Here is a 23,279-nt window from a genome sequence, read left to right as displayed (position 1 = left end):
CACCCGACAGGGTGTGGGAGAGTAGGACACCGCCGAACACCCGTTCACGAGAGGGGACCCACCTGGTGGGTCCCCTCTCGTTGTTTTTCATGAAAGGATTTTTCTGTGTCCGACAACAGTGGTGAGCGTCGATCCTTCCGGGGTGGAGGGTCCACTCCCAGGTCGGGACGCGGAGACGGTGGCGAGCATCGCCAGGGCGCCGACCGGGGACAGGAGCGCCGACAGGAATCTCCGGGCCGGCCGGACCGTCGCGGCGACGACCGCACTTTCCGTGGGCAACGTCGAAACGAGGGTGCAGGAGGGCACGGGAACGATTCCCGAGGCAGCGGCCGTCCGGAGCGAAGCCGCAGTGATCGCCCGGCGGGAGACCGGCCGGACCGCCCCTACGGTGAATGTCGTGACGACCGACCCCGCACCGAGGGCCGGCACCGGGCCGCGAACGACGATCGCCGCACCGACGATCGCCGCACCGGTGAGCGCAGGGACGACCGGGCCCGGGACGATCGGCGCGCAGGTGCATCCCGCTCTGGTCACGGACCCGAGCGTCGGGACGGCGGCGCCCCGCGTCGCCGCGGCGGCGAAGGCGGTTTCGGCCCGGGCCGGGGTCGCGAAGGTGCTCCTGCTGCGCGTCGCGACTCTCGTCCGGACGAGCCGGATCTTCCCGAAGACGTCGAAGCGTCCGAACTGGATCCGACCATCCGCCGGGATCTGCTGAGCCTGGACAAGTCGAACGCCAATGCGGTGGCCCGGCACCTGGTCATGGCCGGCCGCCTCATCGACGACGACCCCCGTGTCGCGCTGGCACACGCGCGTGCTGCGCGGCAGCGCGCCGGCCGCATCGCCGTGGTCCGGGAGGCAGCGGGCATCACGGCCTACCACGCCGGCGAATGGGCCGAGGCGTTGTCCGAGTTGCGCGCCGCCCGCCGGATGGCCGGTGGACCCGGATTGCTGGCGGTCATGGCGGACTGCGAGCGCGGACTCGGCCGGCCGGAACGGGCAATCGAGCTGGGCCGTAGTGACGAGGCTCGTGCGCTGACCGGGGACGAGGCCACCGAGCTGCGCATCGTCGTCGCGGGTGCCCGGATGGATCTGGGACAGTTCGACCAGGCGGTGGTGACCCTTCAGACGCCGGAACTGGACGCCTCACGCACCGGACCGTCCGCCGCACGGCTGTTCTACGCGTATGCGGACGCGCTCGTGGCAGCGGGACGCACCGAGGACGGATTGAAGTGGTTCCTCAACGCCGCTGCCGCGGATCTGGACGGGGACACCGACGCCGAGGAGCGCGTCGCCGAACTCACCGGAGAGGATCAGTGACAGGTACGGGTGCGTCGTTGCGGACCCACTACGACGTCCTGCTGCTCGATCTGGACGGCACCGTCTACCGCGGCGCCGAAGCGGTCCCGGGTGCCCGTGAGGCCCTGTCCGACGGCGCCGAGCGGTTGTTCTACGTCACCAACAACGCGAGCCGCCGCCCGGGGGAGGTCGCCAAACACCTGCGCGAACTCGGTTTCGCGGCCGACGAGTCGAACGTGGTCACCAGCTCCCAGTCCGCGGCCCGGCTGCTGGCGGAGCGGGTGCCGGCCGGCGCGCCGGTGCTGGTGGTCGGCACCGATGCCCTCGTCGACGAGGTCGCCGGCGTCGGGCTGGTGCCGGTACGCTCCGCCGATGCCGAACCGGTGGCGGTCGTGCAGGGGCATTCCCCGGAAACCGGATGGGCAATTCTCGCCGAGGCGACACTCGCACTGCGCTCCGGCGCGCTGTGGGTGGCGACGAACGTCGACTCGACGCTGCCCACCGAGCGAGGTCTGGTGCTCGGGAACGGCTCCATGGTCGCGGCCCTGAGGTCGGCGACCGGACGTGAGCCGCTGGTGGCCGGCAAACCGGCCGCACCGCTGCTCGAGGACGCCGTCGGGCGCAGCGGTGCCTCGCGTCCGCTCGTGGTCGGCGACCGGCTCGACACCGACATCGCCGGCGCGAATGCCGTCGGTGTCGATTCGCTGCTGGTGCTGACCGGTGTGAGCACGGTCGCGGACCTGCTCCGCGCCCCGGCGGAGCAACGTCCCACCTATGTTGCGGACTCGCTCGCGAGCCTCGACAGCGAGGCAGCCGTGCTGCGGCCGGGTACGCGCGAGGCCTACACGGTGTCGTTCGACGGCCGGGACGTGCATCTGGCCCCGCAGCCGGCCGCAGATCCGATGGCCGCGCTTCGTGCCGTGCTCGACGTCGCCTGGTCCCACCCCGGCTTCGGCCGGGTCGTGGCGACGGACGACCTGCTGGCACGGTGGGGAATGCCCCGCTGAGACCGTTCTGCGGGGTGTGCCGGTTCGTCACCGGCATGCACTAGCGTGGTCGATGATGAGCACGTCGATACCACGCCCAGGCGATCACCTTCCAGGCTCCCATCCTGGTATGGATCCGCGGTCGATCCACACCGACGTCGAGGGGCTGCTCACGCGTGCCCGCGACACCGCCGTCGACGCGGCCGATCCGTCCGAGATCATCCCGCGGCAGGCGCAGCTGCTCGAGCAGGCACACGATCTGCTCGTCCAGGCGCTCGCCACCGTGGACAAGATCTGACGTGGCCCGGCGAGCGCGAGTCGACGCGGAGCTGGTACGCCGGGGCCTCGCCCGGTCCCGCGAGCACGCCGGCGAACTGATCGCCGCGGGGCGGGTCCTCGTCCACGGCACCGTCGCGACGAAGCCTGCGACCCAGGTCGATCCCGGGGCGCCCCTGTTGGTCACGGAGGTGGCCGACGAGGTGGAGTGGGCGTCACGAGGTGCCCACAAGCTGCTCGGCGCCCTCGAGGCGTTCACCCCCCAGGGACTCCGGGTCGCCGGCCGGCGGTGTCTCGACGCCGGGGCCTCCACCGGGGGCTTCACGGACGTGCTGTTGCACGAGGGCGCCCGGGAAGTCGTCGCCGTGGACGTGGGCTACGGCCAGCTGGTGTGGCGCCTGCAGTCCGACGACCGGGTCCACGTGATCGATCGAACAAACGTGCGTAACATCGATGCGGATGCGATCGGGGGACCGGTCGAGCTGGTGGTGGCGGATCTGTCGTTCATCTCGCTGAAACTGGTGCTTCCGGCGTTCGTGCGGTGTGTGACTGCGGGCGCGGATCTGCTGCCCATGGTCAAACCGCAGTTCGAGGTGGGGAAGGAGCGAGTCGGCAGTGGCGGTGTCGTCCGGGATGCGGCGTTGCGCACCGAGGCGGTCCTCGGTGTCGCTCGCGAGGCTCAGACTCTCGGGCTGCGTACCCTCGGGGCGGTGGCCAGTCCGCTGCCCGGACCTTCCGGCAATGTCGAGTACTTCCTGTGGTTGCGCGCCGGGGAACCGGGCCCGGCCGAACCGGACACGGACGTGGTCGAGCTGGTCGAACGAGCCGTGCAGGAAGGACCCCAGTGACCACAGATAGTGCAGCGCCCGGCCCGGCGCGGGCGACCCGCGAGGTCCTGCTCGTGTCCCACTCGGGACGGGTCGAGATCGCCACGACGGCGCAGCGCACGGCGAAGATCCTCGGCGACGCGGGCATCGGGCTGCGGGTGCTCGACGACGAGGTCGCCAGCACCGGTCTGGGCCCCCTGGCCGGACCGGAGGGACGGGTCCGCATCGTCGAACCCGGACCGGACGCCGCCCGGGGCTGCGAGATGGTGATCGTGCTCGGCGGCGACGGCAGTTTCCTGCGGGCCGCCGAACTGGCCCAGTGCGCGACGGTACCCGTGCTCGGAATCAACCTGGGGCGCATCGGTTTCCTCGCCGAGGCCGAGGCCGAGCACCTCGAGGAGGCGCTGGCACAGGTGGTGCGCCGCGAGTACCGGGTCGAGGAGCGGATGACGCTGGACGTGGCGATCCGGGTCGACGACGTGATCGTCGACCGGGGGTGGGCACTCAACGAGGCCAGCCTCGAGAACAAGTCCCGCCTGGGCGTGCTCGAGGTGGTACTCGAGGTCGACGGGCGGCCGGTGTCGGCGTTCGGATGCGACGGCGTGCTGATCGCCACCCCGACCGGCTCGACCGCCTACGCGTTCTCCGCCGGCGGCCCGATCGTCTGGCCGGAACTCGAAGCGTTGCTGGTGATTCCCAGCAACGCCCATGCCCTGTTCGCCCGGCCCCTGGTGACCAGCCCGGAATCGCTGATCGCCGTGGAGACCCTCGCCGGCAGCCACGACGGGCTCGTGTTCTGCGACGGCCGCCGCACCCTCGATCTGCCCGCGGGAGGACGGCTCGAGGTGGTCCGCGGCAAGCATCCCGTGCGATGGGTGCGCCTGGACTCGGCGCCGTTCGCCGACCGCATGGTGCGCAAGTTCGATCTTCCGGTGAAGGGCTGGCGGGGAAGGAGACTGTGAGGTGCTTGCCGAGATCCGGATCGACAACCTGGGGGTCATCTCCGAGGCGGGCGCCCAGTTCCACGGCGGTCTGACCGTCCTGACCGGTGAAACCGGAGCCGGCAAGACCATGGTCGTGACCAGCCTGCATCTGCTGTCGGGGGTGCGCGCCGACCCGTCCCGCGTCCGTGTCGGCGCCGCCCGCGCCGTCGTGGAGGGTCGGTTCTGCATCGATGCCGACGGTGGTTCGCGCGCGGCGGGCGCAGTGCCCAGCCACGTCGAGCGGGAGGTGGCACGCCTGCTCGAGACGACCGGCGCCCAGCGTGACGAGGACGGCAGCATCATCGCGGTCCGCACCGTCGGCAGCGACGGCCGCTCCCGCGCCCACCTCGGCGGTCGCAGTGTCCCGGTGGGGGTGCTCTCGGAGTTCACCGATCCACTGCTGACCGTGCACGGCCAGAACGATCAGCTGCGGCTGCTGCGACCCGACCAGCAGCGCGCCGCGCTCGACCGGTTCGCCGGCAAGACGATCACGTCGCTGCTGGCGACGTACCAGGAACACCGCCGGCGCTGGCTGACCGCACGGGACGAGCTGATCGAACGCACCGAGAAGTCCCGCGAACTCGCGCAGGAGGCGGACCGCCTGCGGTTCGCGCTCGACGAGATCGACGCCGTCGACCCGCAGCCGGGGGAGGACACCCGGATCGTGGCCGAGGTGCGCCGGCTCGGCGACCTCGATTCGCTGCGGGACTCCGCGCAGGGGGCCCAAGCCGCCCTCGCCGGCGGCGACGACGTGGGCGGCGCGGCGGCGCTGGATCTGCTCGGGGAGTCCCGGGCGCGCCTAGAAGCGGCCGAGGACCCCGCGCTGCGCGAGCTCGGGCCCCGGCTCGACGAGGCCATCGCCGTGGTCACCGACGTCGCGGGCGAGCTGTCCGGGTACCTGTCGGACCTGCCGTCCGATCCCGGCGCCCTCGAGACGCTGCTCGGCCGCCAGGCCGAGCTGAAATCGCTCACCCGCAAGTACGCCGCCGACATCGACGGTGTGCTCGCGTGGGCCCGCGACGCCCGGGAACGGTTGTCGCGGATCGACGTGTCCGCCGATGCGGTCGCCGAGCTCGCCGCACGCGCCGATCGCGAGGCCACCGCGACCGCCGAAGCCGCCACCGCTCTCTCCGCCGCCCGCAGGAAGGTTGCCGACAAGCTCGCGAAGGCGGTGAGCAAGGAACTCTCCGGCCTGGCGATGGGACGGGCGAGCCTGGACGTGCAGGTGCGGGACCGGGAGGCGGGACCGCAGGACAGCGCCCCTCTCGAGGTCGGCGGGCGCTTGCTGCACGCCGGCACGTCGGGTGTCGACGACGTCGAGTTCCGGCTCGCTGCGCACAGCGGCGCCCGGTCCCTGCCGATCGCCCGCAGCGCCTCCGGCGGCGAGCTCTCCCGCGTGATGCTCGCGCTCGAGGTGGTGCTGGCCGGATCCGAACGCGGCGCCACGATGGTGTTCGACGAGGTCGACGCGGGGGTCGGCGGTCGCGCGGCGGTCGAGATCGGCCGGCGCCTGGCCCGGTTGTCGCGCACGCATCAGGTGATCGTGGTCACCCATCTGCCGCAGGTCGCTGCGTTCGCCGACACCCACCTCGTCGTCGACAAGGTCGACGACGCCGGCGGTGTCGTCAGCAGCGGGGTGCGCACCCTCACCGACACCGAACGAGTCGCCGAACTCGCCCGTATGCTCGCCGGTCTCGGCGACACCGAGACGGGCCGGGCCCACGCCGAGGAACTGCTCGCCACCGCGCACGCCGAACGACGGGGCTGATCCCGCCCCGGCGCGCCTCCGTTGCCCGGCCGCGGCCCGGGTTCATCATCGATGCCATGAAGATGCCGGCGCTGCTGTCACGCAATAACGAAACGTTGCCCGGAGTGAGCGGCATTGCCCGGGTCGACAAGAACCAGGCCAAGCTCCTGCGTCGGGTCGGTCCCGGCGACATCGTCGTTCTCGACGCCGTCGACATGGACCGTGTCACCGCCGACGCGCTCGTCGAGGCGGGGGTGACCGCCGTGATCAACGCCTCCACGTCGATCACCGGACGCTACCCGAACCTGGGTCCCGAGGTGCTCGTCGCCAACGGCATCGCCCTGATCGACAACACCGGTCCCGAGGTGTTCAAGAAGATCAAGGACGGCGCCAAGGTCCGCCTGCACGAGGGCGGGGTCTATTCCGGGGAGCGGCTGCTGATCCAGGGCGAGGAGCAGACCGAGACCGAGATCTCCGACCGCATGATCGAGGCGAAGACCGGTCTGGTCGACCACCTCGAGGCGTTCTCGGGCAACACCATCGAGTTCATCCGCTCGGAGAGCCCGCTGCTCATCGACGGGGTCGGAGTGCCCGACGTCGACGTGGACCTGCGCGACCGGCACGTGGTGGTGGTCGCGGACGGACCGGACCACGAGCAGGACCTGAAGAACCTCAAACCGTTCATCAAGGAGTACTCGCCGGTCCTCGTCGGTGTCGGCACCGGCGCCGACACGCTCGTCCGGGCCGGGTACCGCCCGGATCTGATCGTCGGCGACCCGGACGAGATCGGCACCGAGACCCTCAAGTCCGGCGCCGAGGTGGTGCTGCCGGCCGATCACGACGGTCACGCACCCGGTCTCGAACGGATTCAGGACCTGGGCATCGGCGCGATGACGTTCCCCGCCACCGGTGCCCCCGCCGACCTGGCGCTGCTGCTGGCCGACCATCACGGCGCCGCCCTCATCGTCACCGTCGGCAGCACCGTTTCGCTCGACGAGTTCTTCGACCAGGGCCGCCGTGACAGCAACCCGTCGGCGTTCATGACCCGGCTGAAGGTGGGGCCGAAACTGGTCGACGCCAAGGCCGTCGCCACCCTCTACCGCAGCCGCGTCTCCGGCGGGGTGATCGCCCTGCTGGTATTCGCCGCGTTGATCGCCGTGATCGTCGCCCTGATCGTGTCCAACCTCGGCGGCGACGTCGTGGACTGGGCCGTGCAGAGCTGGGACAGCCTCGTGGTGTGGGTGCAGGGGCTGACCGCGTGATCTCGTTGCGTCACCACGCAATATCGATCGCAGCAGTCTTCCTCGCCCTTGCCGTGGGCATCGCCCTCGGTTCCGGGTTGTTGTCGGACAGCGTCGTCACCGGGTTGCGCGACGACCGGTCCGAGTTGCAGCGCCGGCTGCAGGACGCCGAGGACCGCGCCAACGCGCTCACCGAGCAGCTCAACGCGGCGGACAGCTTCGATGCCGCGGTGTCCGGACGCGTCGTGCGCGACACGCTCGCCGGCCGCACGGTGCTCATGATCGCCACCCCCGACACCGACCCCGCCGACCTGGACGCGGTGATCCGCACCGTGGAAGCCGCGGGCGCCGCCGTGACCGGCCGGATCTCGCTGACCGAGTCCTTCGTCGACGCCGCGGGCGCCGACCAGTTGCGCACCACCGTCACCAACGTCGTGCCCGCCGGGGTGCAGTTGCAGACCGGCGCCGTGGACCAGGGCAGCCTGGCCGGAGACCTGCTCGGCGCCGTGCTGCTCGTCGATCCGGCGAACGCGCAACCGCGCAGCACACCCCAGGAACGCGACCTCGCCCTGTCCACGCTGCGCGGCGGCGGATTCGTCGCATACGACGACGGGACCGTCGAGCCCGCGCAGGCCGCCATCGTCGTCACCGGCGACGGGAAGGCCGGGGCCGAGGCCGGCGGCAACCGCGGTGCGCTGCTGGCCCGCTTCACCGCCGCGTTCGACTCCCGCGGCGCCGGCACGGTCCTGGCCGGACGGCCCGGCGCCGCCGTCGGCAACGGGGCCGTCGCCGTGGTGCGGGCCGACGCGGCGCTGTCGGCCGGTCTGTCCACGGTCGACACCGTCGACCGCGAATCCGGCCGTATCACCACGGTGCTGGCGCTGCAGGAACAACTCGCCGGGGTGTCCGGCCGGTACGGAACCGGGCCCAACGCCGGCGCCGTCACCGTCGGAACCGCCGCCCGCTGACGTGCGCGGCACGGCGGCCGGTGTGATCCCCGTCCGATCCGGGCGAGTCGTGCACGCGGGACCCGCGACAGGTGTTACCGTGAAGTTCCGTGGGTCGTGCAGGCCCCAGTAGTTCCGTCATCAGTCCGAAGTCCTGCACCAGACGTCACGGGAGCTTCTTTGCCACAGTCACGCCACTCGCGTACCGCCACCAAGCACATCTTCGTCAGCGGGGGCGTCGCCTCCTCGCTGGGCAAGGGGCTGACGGCATCGAGCCTGGGCGCTCTTCTCACCGCGCGCGGAATGCGCGTGACCATGCAGAAGCTCGACCCCTATCTGAATGTCGATCCGGGCACCATGAACCCCTTCCAGCACGGCGAGGTCTTCGTCACCGAGGACGGCGCCGAGACCGACCTGGACGTGGGCCACTACGAACGCTTCCTCGATCGCGATCTCAACGCCGCCGCCAACGTCACCACCGGCCAGATCTACTCCACGGTCATCGCCAAGGAGCGGCGCGGCGAGTACCTCGGCGATACCGTCCAGGTGATCCCGCACATCACCGACGAGATCAAGAACCGGATCATGGCGATGGCCGGCCCCGACAAGGACGGCAACGTTCCCGATGTGGTCATCACCGAGATCGGGGGCACCGTCGGCGACATCGAGTCCCAGCCCTTCCTCGAAGCGGCGCGCCAGGTCCGCCACGACGTCGGTCGCGGCAACGTCTTCTTCCTGCACGTCTCCCTCGTGCCCTACCTGGCGCCGTCGGGTGAGCTGAAGACCAAGCCCACCCAGCATTCGGTGGCGGCGCTGCGCAACATCGGCATCCAGCCCGACGCGCTGGTACTGCGCTGCGATCGGGAGGTCCCGGCAGCCCTCAAGGCGAAGATCGCGCTGATGTGCGACGTGGACGTCGACGGCTGCATCTCCTGCCCCGACGCCCCGTCGATCTACGACATCCCCAAGGTCCTGCACCGCGAAGGCCTGGACGCCTACGTCGTCCGCCAGCTCGGCCTGCCGTTCCGGGACGTGGACTGGACCGTGTGGGGGGATCTGCTCGACCGGGTGCACCAGCCGCGCGAGACCGTGCGGGTCGCCCTCGTCGGCAAGTACGTCGACCTGCCCGACGCCTACCTGTCGGTCACCGAGGCGCTGCGGGCCGGTGGGTTCGCGCACCGCGCCAAGGTCGACATCCGCTGGGTACCCTCCGACGACTGCGAAACCGAGGCCGGCGCCCAGGCCGCACTCGGCGACGTGGACGCGGTCCTGATCCCCGGGGGCTTCGGCATCCGCGGCATCGAAGGCAAACTCGGCGCGATCCGCTACGCCCGCACCCGCAAGATACCGCTGCTCGGCCTGTGTCTGGGCCTGCAGTGCGTGGTCATCGAAGCGGCCCGCTCGGTCGGCATCGCCGACGCGAACTCCGCCGAATTCGACCCCGACACCACCCATCCGGTGATCTCCACGATGGCCGATCAGGAGCAGGCCGTTGCCGGAGAAGCCGACCTGGGCGGCACGATGCGGCTCGGCTCCTACCCGGCCGTGCTCGCCAAGGGCTCGGTCGTCGCCCGTGCCTACGGCAGCGAACGGGTCTCCGAGCGGCATCGCCACCGCTACGAGGTCAACAACGCCTACCGGGACCGGATCGCCAAGTCGGGTCTGGCCTTCTCGGGCACCTCCCCGGACGGGCATCTCGTCGAGTTCGTCGAATACCCCGCCGACGTGCACCCGTTCTTCGTGGCCACCCAGGCACATCCCGAGCTCAAGAGCCGCCCCACCCGGCCGCACCCGCTGTTCTCCGCGTTCGTCGCGGCCGCGATCCGGTACAAGGCCGCCGAGCGGCTGCCCGTGGACGTGCACGGCGACGACGCCGACCACTCCCGGGTCGACGGCGGCGACGCGGTGGCGACCGTGTCCGAGGACGCCACCGTGTCCGAGAACGCCACCGCCGGCGGGAAGTAGCCGACCGTGACGCAGCGACACGAGTTCCGGACGCTGTCCACGCGCCGGATCCACACCGGCGCCATCGTGTCGCTGCGTGTGGACCGGGTCGCCATGCCCGACGGGCACGAGGCCGAGCGGGAGGTGGTCGAACACCACGGCGCCGTCGCGATCGCCGCGGTCGATGCACAGGATCGGCTGATCCTCATCCACCAGTACCGCCACCCGCTCGGCCACCGCCTCTGGGAGCTGCCCGCCGGGCTGCTCGACGCGCCCGGCGAGGACCCGCTCGACGCGGCCCGCCGGGAACTCACCGAAGAGACCGGCCTGGCCGCCGCCTGCTGGGACCTGCTCGTCGACCTCGCCCTCTCCCCGGGATTCACCGATGAGGCCGTGCGCGTATACGCGGCCCGGGACCTGTCCACGGCCGACCGGCCCGACCCCGAACACGAGGAGGCGGACCTCGAGATCCGCCGCGTCCCCGTCGACGAGGCCGTCGCCATGGTGCTCGGCGGACAGATCGTCAATGCCACCGCGGTCGCCGGAATCCTCGCTCTCGCCGCCACCCGCCGCGACGGGGGAGCCCTGCGCCCCGCCGACGCCGAGTGGCCCGACCGGCCCCGCGCCCTGCTGCGCACCAAGAGCCTGGAGAACTGACGCCGTGCTGGCCCGGCAGCTCGATGCCTACCTCGACCACCTCACCGTCGAACGCGGGGCCGCCCCCAACACCCTCGCGTCCTACCGTCGGGACCTCACCCGATACCTCGAGCACCTCACCGACCTCGGCATCGACGATCTCGCCGAGGTGCGTGAGGAACACGTCGGCGACTTCGTGACCGCGCTGCGCCGCGGCGACCTCGAACGCGGCAGGCCCGCCCTCGCCGCGAGCTCCGCCGCCCGAGCCCTCGTCGCCGTGCGCGGTTTGCACCGCTTCGCCACCACCGAAGGGCGCACCCCCGTCGACGTCGCCCGCGCCGTCAAACCCCCCGCCGCGGGCCGGCGTCTGCCGAAGGCCCTGCCGGTCGCCGACGTATCGGCCATCCTCGACGCCGCAGGCACCAGCGCCGACGGTCCACGAGACCTGCGCGACCGGGCGCTGCTGGAACTGTTGTACTCCACCGGTGCGCGCATCTCCGAGGCCGTCGGCCTCGACGTCGACGACCTCGACACCACCCACCGGTCGGTGCTGCTACGCGGCAAAGGCGGCAAGCAACGCGTCGTACCCGTCGGCCGTCCCGCCCTGGCCGCCGTCGACGCCTATCTGGTCCGCGGCCGTCCCGCCCTGGCCGCCGGACACACCCCCGCCCTGTTCCTCAACGCCCGAGGTGGCCGACTGTCCCGGCAGAGCGCCTGGCAGGTACTGCAGACCGCCGCCGGCCGGGCGGGAATCACCGCCGCCGTCTCCCCGCACACCCTGCGCCACTCCTTCGCCACCCACCTCCTCGACGGCGGCGCCGACGTGCGTGTGGTCCAGGAACTCCTCGGCCACGCCTCGGTGACCACCACCCAGATCTACACGCAGGTCACAGCCGGTGCGCTGCGCGAGGTATGGGCCGGGGCCCACCCCCGCGCCCGGTAGCGGCCGCGACGGCAGGGCGTGTCCACGGCGCCATCGCACCATCCGAAGCGGTAGCGTTGACCCGACAACCGAGCGAGCAGGACAGGGGGAGCAGGGGACAGTGGCGACACCACAACCGCCCGCAGCGGACACAGCGCCCGCCGCGAACACAGCGCCTGCCGCGCAGCACGCCCTGCTCCACGGCCGGGCCGACGCCGACACGGCCCACACCGACCCGGATCCGGCCCACACCGCGGAACCCGAGGCCGAACTCGGCCCCACCGGACGACCCCGCCGGTACGTCCCGGAACCGCAGCCGCTGCCCAGCCACGGGCCCGCGAAGATCATTGCGATGTGCAACCAGAAGGGCGGGGTCGGCAAGACCACCTCCACCATCAACCTCGGCGCCTCCCTCGCCGAATACGGCCGCCGCGTCCTGCTCGTCGACCTCGACCCCCAAGGTGCCCTGTCCGCCGGGCTCGGCGTCGCCCACCACGACCTCGACCTGACCGTGCACAACCTCCTCGTCGAACGCGGCATCTCCGTCGACGACGTGCTGCTGCACACCCGGGTCGAAGGACTGGACCTGCTACCCAGCAACATCGACCTGTCCGCCGCCGAAATCCAGCTCGTCTCCGAGGTCGGCCGCGAACAAGCCCTCGGCCGGGCCCTGTACCCCGTCCTCGACCGCTACGACTACATCCTCGTCGACTGCCAGCCGTCCCTCGGCCTGCTCACCGTCAACGCGCTCGCCTGCGCCGACGCGGTCATCATCCCGATGGAATGCGAGTACTTCAGCCTGCGCGGACTGGCCCTGCTCAACGACACCGTCGACAAGGTGCGCGACCGGCTCAACCCCAAGCTCAGCCTCGCCGGGATCCTCGTGACCATGTTCGACTCCCGCACCCTGCACGCCCGCGAGGTGATGTCCCGCGTCGTCGAGGTCTTCGGCGACCTCGTCTACGACAGCGTCATCGCCCGCACCGTGCGATTCCCCGAAACCAGCGTCGCCGGCGAACCCATCACCACCTGGGCGCCGAAATCCGCCGGCGCCGAGTCCTACCGGGCCCTGGCCCGCGAAGTGATCCACCGCTCCGGCCGATAACCCGTGACCGTGGACCACCCAGGCCCGACCGCTCCGGATCCGGCCCAGCCCGCCGCGCCCCCCGCGGGATTCCAAGTACGACTGCGCAACTTCGAAGGTCCCTTCGACCTGCTGCTCACCCTGATCTCTCAGCACCGCCTCGACGTCACCGAAGTCGCCCTGCACGAGGTCACCGACGAATTCATCGCCTACACCCGTGCCCTCGGCCCCCGGATGGGACTCGACCAGACCACCGAATTCCTCGTCGTCGCCGCCACCCTGCTCGACCTCAAGGCCGCCCGCCTCCTGCCGTCCGGCGACGTCGACGACCCCGAGGACCTCGCCCTGCTCGAGGCCCGCGACCTGCTCTTCGCCCGCCTGCTGCAGTACCGCGCCTTCAAACAGATTGCCGACCGGTTCGCCGAGTTCGAGGCCGCCGCCCTGCGCCGCTACCCCCGCGCGGTCTCCCTCGAACCGCAGTACGAGAACCTCCTACCCGAGGTCGTCCTCGGCGTCGACGCGACCCGATTCGCCGAGATCGCCACCGCCGCCTTCCAGCCCAAACCGCCCCCCCGCGTCGGCCTCGACCACCTCCACACCCCCCGCGTCTCCGTCCCGGAACAGGCCGCCCGCCTGCTCACCCTCCTGCGCGCCCACGGCGCCGGCACCTGGGCCACCTTCGGCCACCTCGTCGCCGAATGCGACAACGGGCTGCAGGTCGTCGCCCGGTTCCTCGCCCTGCTCGAGCTCTACCGCGAACGAGCCGTCACCTTCGACCAACCCGAACCGCTCGGGCCGCTGCACGTGGCCTGGACCGGCGAAAACGACGACGCCGTCACCACATTCGAGGAGGATTACGGGTGAGCAGCGCCACACCGGACCCCGATACGCACGGACTCGACGCGGAACTGCTGGAGATGAGCGACGACGAACTCGTCGCCGCCCTCGAAGCACTGCTGCTCGTCGTCGACACCCCCGCCCCCAACGCCCAGCTCGCCGACGCCATCGGCGTCACCGCCACCCGCGTCGAGACCACCCTGCACCGCATGGCCGCCGACCTCGACGCGCGCGGCTCCGGCATCGATCTGCGCTACGCCGGCGACGGCTGGCGCTTCTACACCCGCCGCGACTACGCCCCCTACGTCGAACGCCTCCTGCAGGGCGGCGCCCGCACCAAACTCACCCGCGCCGCCCTCGAGACCCTCGCCGTCGTCGCCTACCGCCAGCCCGTCACCCGCGCCCGCGTCAGCGCGGTCCGCGGCGTCAACGTCGACGGCGTCATGCGCACCCTCCTCGCCCGCGACCTGATCGCCGAGGACGGTACCGACCCCGAGACCGGCGGCACCCGCTACGTCACCACCGAACTGTTCCTCGAACGCCTCGGACTGGCCTCTCTGCAGGATCTGCCACCCCTCGCGCCGCTGCTTCCGGACGTCGATGTGATCGACGACATCAGCGAAAGTCTCGAGGCCGACCCACGATTTGCGAGAATGGGAAGGAACCCGCGCACCGAGTCCACCTCGCCCGCGCCGTTCGATCCCGATTGAGACAGGAAAAAAGTGCACAAGCCCGCTCGCCGTGATGGCACACCGGACCGCAGAAAAACCACCTCCCGCGCAGGGAACCCACCCCGCGAACGACGGGGCGAACCCACCGCCCGCGCGGCCACACCCAAGAAGGCACACCGCAAGGGCGACACCCCGCTCAACAAGCGCGGCCGTCCCGCCGCCCCCAAACCCCAGGCCCAGCGCCCGGCGACCCTGCCCAAGATCAGCAACGCCAAACCCGCCCGGCACCAGCACGCCGCCGAACGCCCGCAACTGCCCGCCGGCGAAGGCGTGCGCCTGCAGAAGGTCCTCGCCCAGGCCGGAGTCGCGTCCCGCCGGGCCGCCGAGGAACTCATCGCCGCCGGTCGCGTCGAGGTCGACGGCTCCATCGTCACCGAGCAGGGCCTGCGCGTGGACCCGGAGAACGCCGTGATCCGCGTCGACGGCATCCGCGTCGTCGTCGACAAGGACCTCGTCCACCTCGTGCTCAACAAGCCCCGCGGCTGGCAGTCCACCATGTCCGACGACCTCGGCCGCCCCTGCGTCGGCGACATCGTCTCCGAACGCGTCGCCGCCGGCCAGCGCCTCTTCCACGTCGGCCGGCTCGACGCCGACACCGAAGGACTGTTGCTGCTCACCAACGACGGTGAACTCGCCCACCGGCTCATGCACCCCTCCTACGAGGTGACCAAGACCTACCTCGCCACCGTCAAGGGTGTCCTCCCACGCGGGATCGGCAAGCAGCTGCGCGCCGGCGTCGAACTCGACGACGGCCCCGCCAAAGTCGACTCCTTCGCGCTCCTGCAGGTCAACGAGGGCCAATCGCTGGTCCGCCTCGAACTGCACGAAGGCCGCAAGCACATCGTGCGGCGCCTGCTCGACGCCGTCGGCCACCCCGTGATCCGCCTCGTGCGCACCGACATCGGACCCGTCGCGCTCGGCGACCAGCGACCCGGCACCCTCCGGGTGCTCGGCCGCAAGGAAGTCGGCGGCCTCTACCAGGCGGTGGGCCTGTGAGCTCCCTCGTCGTCGCCATGGACGGTCCCTCGGGCACCGGCAAGTCCACCGTCTCCAAGCGACTCGCACGGCTCCTCGGCGCGGCATACCTGGACACCGGCGCCATGTACCGCGTCGCGACCCTGCACGTACTGCGTACGGGTGCGGACCTGACCGATCCGGCCGCCATCGCCGCCGCCACCGAGTCCCTGCCCTGGTCGATCGGCACCGACCCGGAGACCGAGGACATCCGGCTCGCCGGGGAGGACGTCCGCGAGATCATCCGCGGTGCGGAGGTCACCGGCGCCGTCTCGGCCGTGTCCGCCGTTCCCGCCGTCCGCCGGACCCTCGTCGCAGCGCAGCAGCGCATCGGCCGTGACGCGGGACACATCGTTGTCGAAGGCCGCGACATCGGCACCGCCGTCTTCCCCGACGCGGACGTGAAGATCTACCTCACCGCCTCCGCCGAGGCACGGGCGCAGCGGCGCAACCGGCAGAACATCGCCGAAGGCCGCGGCGACAACTACGAGGCGGTGCTCGCCGCGGTGCAGCGCCGCGACCACCTCGATTCCACCCGCGCGGTGTCCCCGCTGCGCGCGGCGGACGACGCGATCGTCGTCGACACGAGCGAGATGGACATCGACGAAGTGATCGCCGCGCTCGCCGCCGTGGTCGCCGAACAGACGGGAGCGACCCTGTGAGCGAGGACGTGACGGAATTCGCCGGTGACGGCACCTGGTCGGAGGAATCGGACTGGGACCTCGAGCTCGCCGGAGCCGCCGAACTCGAAGAGTTCGTGCCCGTGCCGACCGTCGCCGTGGTCGGACGTCCCAACGTCGGCAAGTCCACCCTGGTCAACCGCATCATCGGTCGTCGCGAAGCAGTCGTCGAGGACGTGCCGGGCGTGACCCGCGACCGCGTCTCGTACGAGGCCACCTGGAACGGTCGCCGATTCATGGTGCAGGACACCGGCGGTTGGGAACCCGACGCCAAGGGCCTGCAACAGTCCGTCGCGCGGCAGGCAGAGATCGCGATGCGCACGGCCGACGCGATCCTGATCGTCGTCGACGCCACCGTCGGGGCCACCGCCGTCGACGAGGCGGTGGCCAAGGTGCTGCGCCGGTCCAAGACGCCGGTGCTGCTCGTCGCGAACAAGGTCGACGACGATCGCGTCGAGTCCGAGGCGGCGGCACTGTGGTCGCTGGGCCTGGGACAGCCGTATTCGGTGTCGGCCACCCACGGTCGCGGGACCGGTGATCTGCTCGACGAACTGCTCGCGGTGCTGCCCCAGACTCCGCGGGAAGGCACTGGGGGACAGGGGCCGCGTCGTGTCGCACTGGTCGGCAAACCGAACGTCGGCAAGTCCAGCCTGCTCAACAAGCTGGCCGGCGACGAACGATCCGTGGTCCACAACGTCGCCGGCACGACGGTCGACCCCGTGGACTCCCTCGTCGAACTCGGCGGCAAGACCTGGCGGTTCGTGGACACCGCCGGTCTGCGCAAACGCGTCAACACCGCCTCCGGCGCCGAGTTCTACGCCTCGTTGCGCACCCGCGGCGCCATCGAGGCCGCCGAGGTCGCGGTGCTGCTGATCGACGCTTCCGAACCGATCACCGAGCAGGACCAGCGGGTGATCTCGATGGTCGCCGACGCCGGCCGCGCCCTCGTCATCGCCTTCAACAAGTGGGACCTCGTGGACGAGGACCGACGCTACGAGCTGGGCCGGGAAATCGAACGCGACCTGCTGCGCGTGCCGTGGGCGGCGCGCGTGAACATCTCCGCCAAGACCGGCCGGGCCGTGCAGAAGCTCGTGCCGGCCATGGAGACGGCCCTCGAGTCGTGGGACAAGCGCATCTCCACCGGCCGTCTCAACACCTGGCTCAAGGAGGTCATCGCCGCGACTCCGCCGCCCATGCGCGGCGGCCGCCTGCCCCGGGTACTGTTCGCCACCCAGGCCGGCACCCGACCGCCGACCTTCGTGCTGTTCACCACCGGCTTCCTCGAAGCCGGCTACCGCCGCTTCCTCGAACGGCGACTGCGCGAGGAGTTCGGCTTCGAGGGCAGCCCGGTGCGGATCTCCGTGCGCGTGCGCGAGAAGCGGGACCGCCGGAGCAAATAGCGTCCGAAAGTGCCGTGACCAGGCGATTGGTGAATCGGTCCGTCTCTGTTGTAATCTCAACGAGCGCTCGACGAGAGCGCGGACGGGCTGTGGCGCAGCTTGGTAGCGCACTTGACTGGGGGTCAAGTGGTCGCAGGTTCAAATCCTGTCAGCCCGACTTTCTGGGGCCTGACCTGTTCATGCAGGTCAGGCCCCTTTTTCGTCCCCACCGCGGCTCCGTCGAACGACTGCAAGGTTGGGACGCTGGGGACCAGAAGGGGACCACCAGGCCGAGAACGCAGCTCCGGCGTCCAGCATCGCGTGCACGTCGGGGTGCAGGTAGCGGCTGGTGACGGCTGGGTCCTGGTGGCCGGCGACGCGCTGGAGGATGTGCAGCTCGACGCCCGCGGCGGCCATCCAGGTCAGCGCGGTGTGCCGCAGCCCGTGTCGTACGAGGCCGGGCTGGCCGATCTCGCGGACGACGTCGTCCCAGCGGGTCGCGTCACGAAGCGTGGCCGTGGTGATCACGCCTCCCCGTGGGCCGGTGAGCAGCCATGCCGTCGAGTCGCGGCCGGCGGTGAGGCGCTCGAGCGTCGGACGCAGCGGCTCGATGATCGGAACGGTGCGCCGACGGCAGCCTTTCGTCTCCTTGGTCACCAGCTTGCCGCGCCCCGGATAGGTCTGCCGAAACACGTGGATCAGGCCGCGGGTCAGATTGCCGGGACGTCTTTTGTCGTGGTCACTCCGCGGGCTTCGTCGGGCGCGCGGCGGAGCTGGTCGCGCCAGCGGCTGCGGTCGGCGATGGCAAGCAGGAGTCGGTTCTCGCGGGGGAGGACGTCGGGATCGGTGGGGTCGGCCTGGACCCAGAGGTACTTGTCGGCCTCGGGGTTGTCGGGCAGGCCGAGGAGGTCGCGGACCCAGGCGCGTCGGTCGGCGCGGTGGTCGGCGAGGGTCTTGCCGGACCACTTGCGGGACACGAGGACGCGGCGCCCGCCGAAGCCAAGGGTCTTGCGGCGGTGGACCTTGCCCTTGCGGTAGCCCGGGGTGAGCCCGGCCTTGGGATGGCGGGGTTGGATGCCGTAGCGCAGCCAGTTGGCGCAGCTGCGCATGTCGCACATCCGTTGGTACCGATCTGCCGCACATCACCCGGCACGACACCGCCACAAAGCCATATGTTGCCGAATTGGACTATTCGAAGATCAGGGGCGCCGCTGCGCGGCGCAACGCGAGGGGAGTGGTACCAAGTGACCCCCGCCCCCTGGACACGGATCAACCTCGACGGCCAGCCGTTCTGTCTCACGCAGCTTCGGCGGCCGTCGAGGTCGCTCCGGAACGATTTGGCGTGCCCCTCGAGAGCGTCAGCCCCCTGTCCCGCGGCAGAATTGTCGGGTGTCGATGGCATGACGTGCCAGACTGGTGCAAGTTGACTCCGGGAGGGGGAGGAGAGCGTCATGGCTGGGCCTCTCGTGTTTGATCGCGCGGCGATCGCCGAGACCTGCGAGCGGTACGGCGTAAAGCGGCTGGTCGTTTTCGGCTCGGCCGTCACCGAACGTTTCAACGAGTCGACCAGTGATGTCGACTTCCTCGTCGAGTTCCGCGACGACGTCGTGAACCGCTTCGACGCCTACTTCGGTCTCAAGGAGTCGCTGGAAGTCCTGCTCGGCCACCCGGTCGATCTTGCCTCTCCCGTTGCCCTGGAGAATCCCTACTTCGCTGCGTCGGTCGAGGAGAACGGGTACGAGGTCTATGCGGCCTGAGGCGCCGGGGCTGCTATGGGACGCCCGTAAGGTCGCTCGGCTGGTCGCCCAGTTCGTCGCGGACCGGACATGGCACGAGTACGAGAGCGACGCGATGCTCCGCTCAGCAGTTGAGCGACAGTTCGAGATCATCGGCGAGGCGCTCAACAGCGCTCAGCCGTCTCGACCCGGACACCGCCACCCTGATCCCGGACCTGCCACGGATCGTCGCTTTCCGGAACGTGCTCATCCACGGGTACGCCGTCATTGACAACGAGCTCGTCTGGGAGGTCGCAACGACGCGCGTCAGGGACCTGGCCGCGCTACTTGGACGGCTCCTCGGCGAAGACGAAACCGCATAGCGACGGGGAGGCGGAGCCAGCGGCCGACGCGCTATGCCACCGGGGACCCGGCGGGGACCAACGTCACGTTCGATCACCCGATTTCACGCCTGAACCAGCGACAGCGACAGACGAGGACAGACGACTACAGACAGTCGGTTCACGCTCAGGTCCTCGAGCCCCCGACCTGGGGGTCAAGTGGTCGCAGGTTCAATCCTGTCAGCCCGACCGACGAACGAGGCGGTCCCGGATTTCCGGGGCCGCCTCGTTCGCGTCTGTGCACCCGGGCCGATACACCGCGCCGTTCCGGCCCCGGGATCGTTCGTTTCCCAGCGGCGGGACAGGTCCGCGAAAGGCCCACGGTCAGGGTCCAAAGACCGCAGTCAACCCCCCGTGCCGCGAGTACTGTCGCGAACAGAAGCCGCGGCCACACCGAGGCGCGACGGGCATCTCCAGTCCGAGGAGACAACATGACCGAAACCCGGAACGGCACCGGATCCCAGGCCGTCGACAGCTCCGGCGACGCGGCCACAGCGCAGACCATTCCCGCCGTCGATGCCGGTCCGGTCCGGCACGAGCAGGTCGACGCGGTGGTCGACACGGCGACCGCGGCAGCGGCCCAGTTCCGCACCCTCGACCAGCAACAGGTCGATGCGATCGTCGAAGCGATGGTGCGGGCCGGCATCCGGGCGGCCGCGGAACTCGCAGCGGTCGCGATCGAGGAAACCGGATTCGGTGTCTTCGAGGACAAGGTCGTCAAGAACTACGTGGCCACCGAATTCCTCTACGACTACCTCAAGGACAAGAAGTCCGTGGGCGTGATCGAGGAGAACGTCGAACACAGCATCGTCCGCGTCGCCGAACCCATCGGCGTCGTCCTGGCCATCACCCCGGTTACCAACCCCACGTCCACCGTGCTGTACAAGGCGATCGTCGCGGCGAAGACCCGGAACGCCGTCATCTTCCGCCCGTCGCCTTTCGCCGTGCGCTCGTGCGAGCGCACGGTGGAGATCTTGCGCGCGGCGGCGGAGGCCGCCGGCATGCCCCCGGGCGCGCTCCAGGTCATCCCCGACGCCGCTCACGAGGTCACCCATTACCTGTTCAAACACCCGAAGGTCGACTTCATCTGGGTCACCGGCGGCCAGAAGATCGTCGCCTTGGCCAACGCCGCCGGCAAGCCGGCCCTCGGTGTGGGTCCGGGCAACGCTCCCATCTACCTGCACCGCACGGCCGACATCAGGGGCGCCGTCGTCGACATCCTGATCTCGAAGACCTTCGACGCCTCCGTGATCTGTCCCGCCGAACAGACCTGCATCATCGACGACGAGATCTACGACGCCACCGTCGCGGAGTTCGAACGGATGGGGGCGCACCTGCTCACGGACGAACAGGCGGAGGCGATCGCCGATTTCGCGTTCGGTTGCGGCGACAAGGTCAACCTCGCCGCGCTCGGCCAGCAGGCTCCCGAACTCGCTGCCCGCGCGGGCTTCACGGTGGATCCCGCGGTCAAGGTGCTCCTCGCGCCGCTGCCGTCCGACCTCGAACGGCTCGCGGCGCACCCCCTGGTGCAGGAGAAGCTGATGCCGGTCCTGGGCCTCGTGCGGGCCCGCGACGTCCAGCACGGCATCGACGCCGCCGTCCTCGTCACCGAACACGGCGGTCTCGGCCACACTTCCGCCATCTACGCCACCGATCCGGCCGTGATCGACGCGTACGGCCGGGCCGTGCGCACCGGCAGGATCCTCGTCAACGCTCCGACTGCGGTGGGGGCCCTCGGCGGAATCTACAACAATCTGACGCCCACGTTCTCGCTGGGTTGCGGCACGTGGGGCGGGTCGAGCACCACCGAGAACGTCAACTACCAGCAACTGCTCAACATCAAGACCGTCGCGCACCGGCGCACTCCGCCGCAGTGGTTCCGGGTACCGTCGAACACCTTCTTCAACGCCGGTGCACTCGAGAACCTCCGCGACGTCCCCTGCACCAGCGTCGTGGTCGTCACCGACGCGCTCAGTGAGCAGCGGGGAGTGGTCGACGACCTACGCGCCCACTTGCGTGCCGAACACGTCAAGGTGTTCAGCGAGGTCGAGCCGGAACCGGACGAGGCCACCATCCGCCGCGGAGTCACCCTGCTCGAGGGGAACCCGCCGGACCTGCTCGTCGCCATCGGTGGTGGGTCGGTGATCGACGCGGCGAAGGCCATTCGGCTGTTCTACGAACATCCGGAGAAGGACCTGGCCGAGCTGAGCTTGCCGTTCCTCGACCCGCGCAAGCGCATGGCGGAGTACCCGCAGGATCCGCACAAGCTGCGGCTGGTGGCGATCCCCACCACCGCCGGCACCGGTTCGGAGGTCTCACCCGCGGCCGTACTCACCGTCGCCGGCCGCAAGGAAACCCTGGTCGACTATTCCCTGGTTCCGGACATGGCGATCGTGGACCCGATGCTCACCCTCTCGATGCCACGCACATTGACGGTCGACACCGGAATCGACGCCCTGACCCACGCGCTGGAAGCGGCGGCCTCCATCTTCGCCTCGCCCTACACCGATGCGTTCTGTGTCCAGGCCGCGCGCTTGATCTTCGAGGCGCTGCCGCGGGTGTACGACGATCCGGATGATCTGGCCGCCCGCACCGACATGTCCAATGCCGCGACTCTTGCCGGTCTCGCCTTCTCGAACGCGTTCGTCGGCACGAACCACGCGCTCGCGCATTCCGTCGGCGCCCGGTTCGGGATCGCCCACGGGCGGGTGAACGGCGTTTTCCTTCCGCACACCCTCCGCTACAACGCCAGCCTGCCGACCAAATTCATGCCGGCCCCCGGCTACTCCGCCTACGTCGCGCCGGAGAAGTATGCCCAGCTCGGGCGGATCGTCTTCGGCGGGCACGACCCGGAGGAGAGCCGCCGACGGCTGTTCCAGGGCGTCGAAGATCTGCTCCGCCGCATGCAGGTGCCGCGCACCCTGAAGGAGATCGGCGTCCCCGAGGAGGAGTTCGTGGCCGCGCTGCCGGAGCTGGCGATGACCGCGTTCCAGGACCTGAGCAATCGCACGAACCCTCGGATGCCGCTGATCAGCGAGATCACCGAGCTCCTGCGGCTCGGTTACTACGGGGACGGTGAGCATGCCCACTGACAGCGCCACCAGGACGATCCAGGTCGACGCACCCCTGGACACCGTGCTCACGACCATCCGCGACATCGAGAGCCAGACCGAGTGGATCCCCGAGATCCTCGAGGCCCAGGTCCTCGAGGTCGAGGAGGAGTCCGGACTTCCGCGCACCGCCCGGTTCAAGGCGTCGGCCACTGTCGGCACCGACAGCTACACCCTCACCTACCAGCACCGTGACGACGGCATGAGCTGGACGATGCTGCAGGGACGCCTGCAGACCGGACAGGAGGGCCGCTACCAGCTGGTCGCGGTCGGTCCCGACCGAACCTCGGTGACGTACGAGCTGACGATCCATCACAATCTGCCGCTGCCCGGATTCTTGCGAAATCGCGTGATCAAGGGCCTGGTCGACAGTACGCTCACCGGTCTGAAGAAGCGCCTCGAGAGCTGAAGGCCGGGGGAGGGCAGCACCCGCGGGTGCGTGCCGCCGATGCGCAGGGTGTTACCCGGGTCCGCGCTCAGCGCCCTCCGCACCACGAGCGTCCGCGCTCGGTCACCGACGACC

Annotated in this window: 24 protein-coding genes and 1 tRNA gene; 23 read left to right on the top strand and 2 right to left on the bottom strand. The window is 70.4% G+C overall.

The window, feature by feature from the left end:
• The first annotated feature begins 105 nt into the window (after positions 1 to 105).
• The 18 genes from QYS60_RS12635 (at position 106) to QYS60_RS12550 (ending at position 17,708) form a co-directional block, all read left to right on the top strand.
• Entirely contained in the window at positions 106 to 1,317 is a 1,212-nt protein-coding gene (locus QYS60_RS12635; RefSeq protein ID WP_371383329.1) for a hypothetical protein, read from the top strand.
• The gene (locus QYS60_RS12630) at positions 1,314 to 2,303 is read left to right on the top strand and encodes an HAD-IIA family hydrolase (protein WP_371383328.1); all 990 of its coding nucleotides are present in this window, start codon (positions 1,314 to 1,316) and stop codon (positions 2,301 to 2,303) included. The genes QYS60_RS12635 and QYS60_RS12630 overlap by 4 nt, the downstream gene beginning before the upstream one ends.
• Positions 2,304 to 2,412: 109 nt before the next feature.
• Positions 2,413 to 2,580 (top strand): hypothetical protein, encoded by a 168-nt coding sequence (locus QYS60_RS12625; protein ID WP_193788864.1) that lies wholly within the window; start codon positions 2,413 to 2,415, stop codon positions 2,578 to 2,580.
• 1 nt (position 2,581) lies between these two features.
• On the top strand, positions 2,582 to 3,406 hold the full coding sequence (locus QYS60_RS12620) for a TlyA family RNA methyltransferase (RefSeq protein WP_371383327.1): 825 nt from the start codon (positions 2,582 to 2,584) through the stop codon (positions 3,404 to 3,406).
• Complete coding sequence (locus QYS60_RS12615) at positions 3,403 to 4,347, top strand: NAD kinase (RefSeq protein WP_289381598.1); 945 nt, start codon at positions 3,403 to 3,405, stop codon at positions 4,345 to 4,347. The genes QYS60_RS12620 and QYS60_RS12615 overlap by 4 nt, the downstream gene beginning before the upstream one ends.
• 1 nt (position 4,348) lies before the next feature.
• Positions 4,349 to 6,136: a DNA repair protein RecN gene (gene recN / locus QYS60_RS12610; RefSeq protein ID WP_371383326.1), complete on the top strand. Its 1,788-nt coding sequence runs from the start codon at positions 4,349 to 4,351 to the stop codon at positions 6,134 to 6,136.
• Positions 6,137 to 6,192: 56 nt separating this feature from the next.
• Entirely contained in the window at positions 6,193 to 7,377 is a 1,185-nt protein-coding gene (gene steA, locus QYS60_RS12605) for a putative cytokinetic ring protein SteA (protein ID WP_003937299.1), read from the top strand.
• A complete protein-coding gene (locus QYS60_RS12600) occupies positions 7,374 to 8,324 on the top strand; it encodes a copper transporter (protein ID WP_371383325.1) in 951 nt (316 codons plus the stop codon). Before steA ends, QYS60_RS12600 begins: the two co-directional genes overlap by 4 nt.
• 159 nt (positions 8,325 to 8,483) lie before the next feature.
• Positions 8,484 to 10,268 carry a CTP synthase gene (locus QYS60_RS12595; protein ID WP_371383324.1) on the top strand — a complete coding sequence of 595 codons (1,785 nt, stop codon included), beginning with the start codon at positions 8,484 to 8,486 and terminating at the stop codon, positions 10,266 to 10,268.
• Positions 10,269 to 10,274: 6 nt separating this feature from the next.
• Positions 10,275 to 10,904, top strand: a complete 630-nt coding sequence (locus QYS60_RS12590; RefSeq protein WP_289381602.1) for an NUDIX hydrolase — start codon at positions 10,275 to 10,277, stop codon at positions 10,902 to 10,904.
• Positions 10,905 to 10,908: 4 nt separating this feature from the next.
• Positions 10,909 to 11,826 carry a site-specific tyrosine recombinase XerD gene (xerD, locus tag QYS60_RS12585; protein WP_371383323.1) on the top strand — a complete coding sequence of 306 codons (918 nt, stop codon included), beginning with the start codon at positions 10,909 to 10,911 and terminating at the stop codon, positions 11,824 to 11,826.
• A 100-nt stretch (positions 11,827 to 11,926) separates the two neighbouring features.
• Positions 11,927 to 12,910, top strand: coding sequence for a ParA family protein (locus tag QYS60_RS12580; protein ID WP_289381604.1), 984 nt, complete (start codon positions 11,927 to 11,929; stop codon positions 12,908 to 12,910).
• Between the two features lie 3 nt (positions 12,911 to 12,913).
• Positions 12,914 to 13,753, top strand: a complete 840-nt coding sequence (locus QYS60_RS12575; RefSeq protein ID WP_371383322.1) for a ScpA family protein — start codon at positions 12,914 to 12,916, stop codon at positions 13,751 to 13,753.
• Positions 13,750 to 14,436, top strand: a complete 687-nt coding sequence (scpB, locus tag QYS60_RS12570) for an SMC-Scp complex subunit ScpB (protein WP_371383321.1) — start codon at positions 13,750 to 13,752, stop codon at positions 14,434 to 14,436. The genes QYS60_RS12575 and scpB overlap by 4 nt, the downstream gene beginning before the upstream one ends.
• A 12-nt stretch (positions 14,437 to 14,448) precedes the next feature.
• Positions 14,449 to 15,453, top strand: a complete 1,005-nt coding sequence (locus tag QYS60_RS12565; protein ID WP_003937291.1) for a pseudouridine synthase — start codon at positions 14,449 to 14,451, stop codon at positions 15,451 to 15,453.
• 17 nt (positions 15,454 to 15,470) lie between these two features.
• On the top strand, positions 15,471 to 16,133 hold the full coding sequence (gene cmk, locus QYS60_RS12560) for a (d)CMP kinase (protein ID WP_040782841.1): 663 nt from the start codon (positions 15,471 to 15,473) through the stop codon (positions 16,131 to 16,133).
• Positions 16,130 to 17,551, top strand: coding sequence for a ribosome biogenesis GTPase Der (gene der / locus QYS60_RS12555; protein WP_003937289.1), 1,422 nt, complete (start codon positions 16,130 to 16,132; stop codon positions 17,549 to 17,551). Before cmk ends, der begins: the two co-directional genes overlap by 4 nt.
• Before the next feature lie 83 nt (positions 17,552 to 17,634).
• Positions 17,635 to 17,708, top strand: a tRNA-Pro gene (locus QYS60_RS12550).
• 29 nt (positions 17,709 to 17,737) lie between these two features.
• Here QYS60_RS12550 and QYS60_RS12545 read toward each other — a convergent pair.
• A complete protein-coding gene (locus tag QYS60_RS12545) occupies positions 17,738 to 18,223 on the bottom strand; it encodes a tyrosine-type recombinase/integrase (RefSeq protein ID WP_371383320.1) in 486 nt (161 codons plus the stop codon).
• Positions 18,224 to 18,240: 17 nt separating this feature from the next.
• Positions 18,241 to 18,639, bottom strand: coding sequence for a replication initiator (locus tag QYS60_RS12540; RefSeq protein WP_289380654.1), 399 nt, complete (start codon positions 18,637 to 18,639; stop codon positions 18,241 to 18,243).
• A 342-nt stretch (positions 18,640 to 18,981) separates the two neighbouring features.
• Here QYS60_RS12540 and QYS60_RS12535 point away from each other — a divergent pair, with 342 nt between their 5' ends.
• The 5 genes from QYS60_RS12535 to QYS60_RS12515 all read left to right on the top strand — a co-directional run bounded on the left by QYS60_RS12535 (position 18,982) and on the right by QYS60_RS12515 (position 23,165).
• Positions 18,982 to 19,287 carry a nucleotidyltransferase family protein gene (locus QYS60_RS12535; protein ID WP_371383319.1) on the top strand — a complete coding sequence of 102 codons (306 nt, stop codon included), beginning with the start codon at positions 18,982 to 18,984 and terminating at the stop codon, positions 19,285 to 19,287.
• Positions 19,277 to 19,537 carry a DUF86 domain-containing protein gene (locus QYS60_RS12530; protein ID WP_371383318.1) on the top strand — a complete coding sequence of 87 codons (261 nt, stop codon included), beginning with the start codon at positions 19,277 to 19,279 and terminating at the stop codon, positions 19,535 to 19,537. Before QYS60_RS12535 ends, QYS60_RS12530 begins: the two co-directional genes overlap by 11 nt.
• Positions 19,509 to 19,628, top strand: coding sequence for a HepT-like ribonuclease domain-containing protein (locus tag QYS60_RS12525; RefSeq protein ID WP_369292762.1), 120 nt, complete (start codon positions 19,509 to 19,511; stop codon positions 19,626 to 19,628). The genes QYS60_RS12530 and QYS60_RS12525 overlap by 29 nt, the downstream gene beginning before the upstream one ends.
• A gap of 449 nt (positions 19,629 to 20,077) precedes the next feature.
• Complete coding sequence (gene adhE / locus QYS60_RS12520) at positions 20,078 to 22,738, top strand: bifunctional acetaldehyde-CoA/alcohol dehydrogenase (protein WP_371383317.1); 2,661 nt, start codon at positions 20,078 to 20,080, stop codon at positions 22,736 to 22,738.
• Positions 22,728 to 23,165: an SRPBCC family protein gene (locus QYS60_RS12515; protein WP_371383330.1), complete on the top strand. Its 438-nt coding sequence runs from the start codon at positions 22,728 to 22,730 to the stop codon at positions 23,163 to 23,165. Before adhE ends, QYS60_RS12515 begins: the two co-directional genes overlap by 11 nt.
• Positions 23,166 to 23,279: the final 114 nt, after the last annotated feature.

The sequence above is a fragment of the Rhodococcus sp. GXMU-t2271 genome (assembly GCF_041414735.1).
Classification (GTDB): Bacteria; Actinomycetota; Actinomycetes; order Mycobacteriales; family Mycobacteriaceae; genus Rhodococcus; species Rhodococcus indonesiensis.
This window is presented reverse-complemented; position numbering and strand designations above follow the sequence as displayed.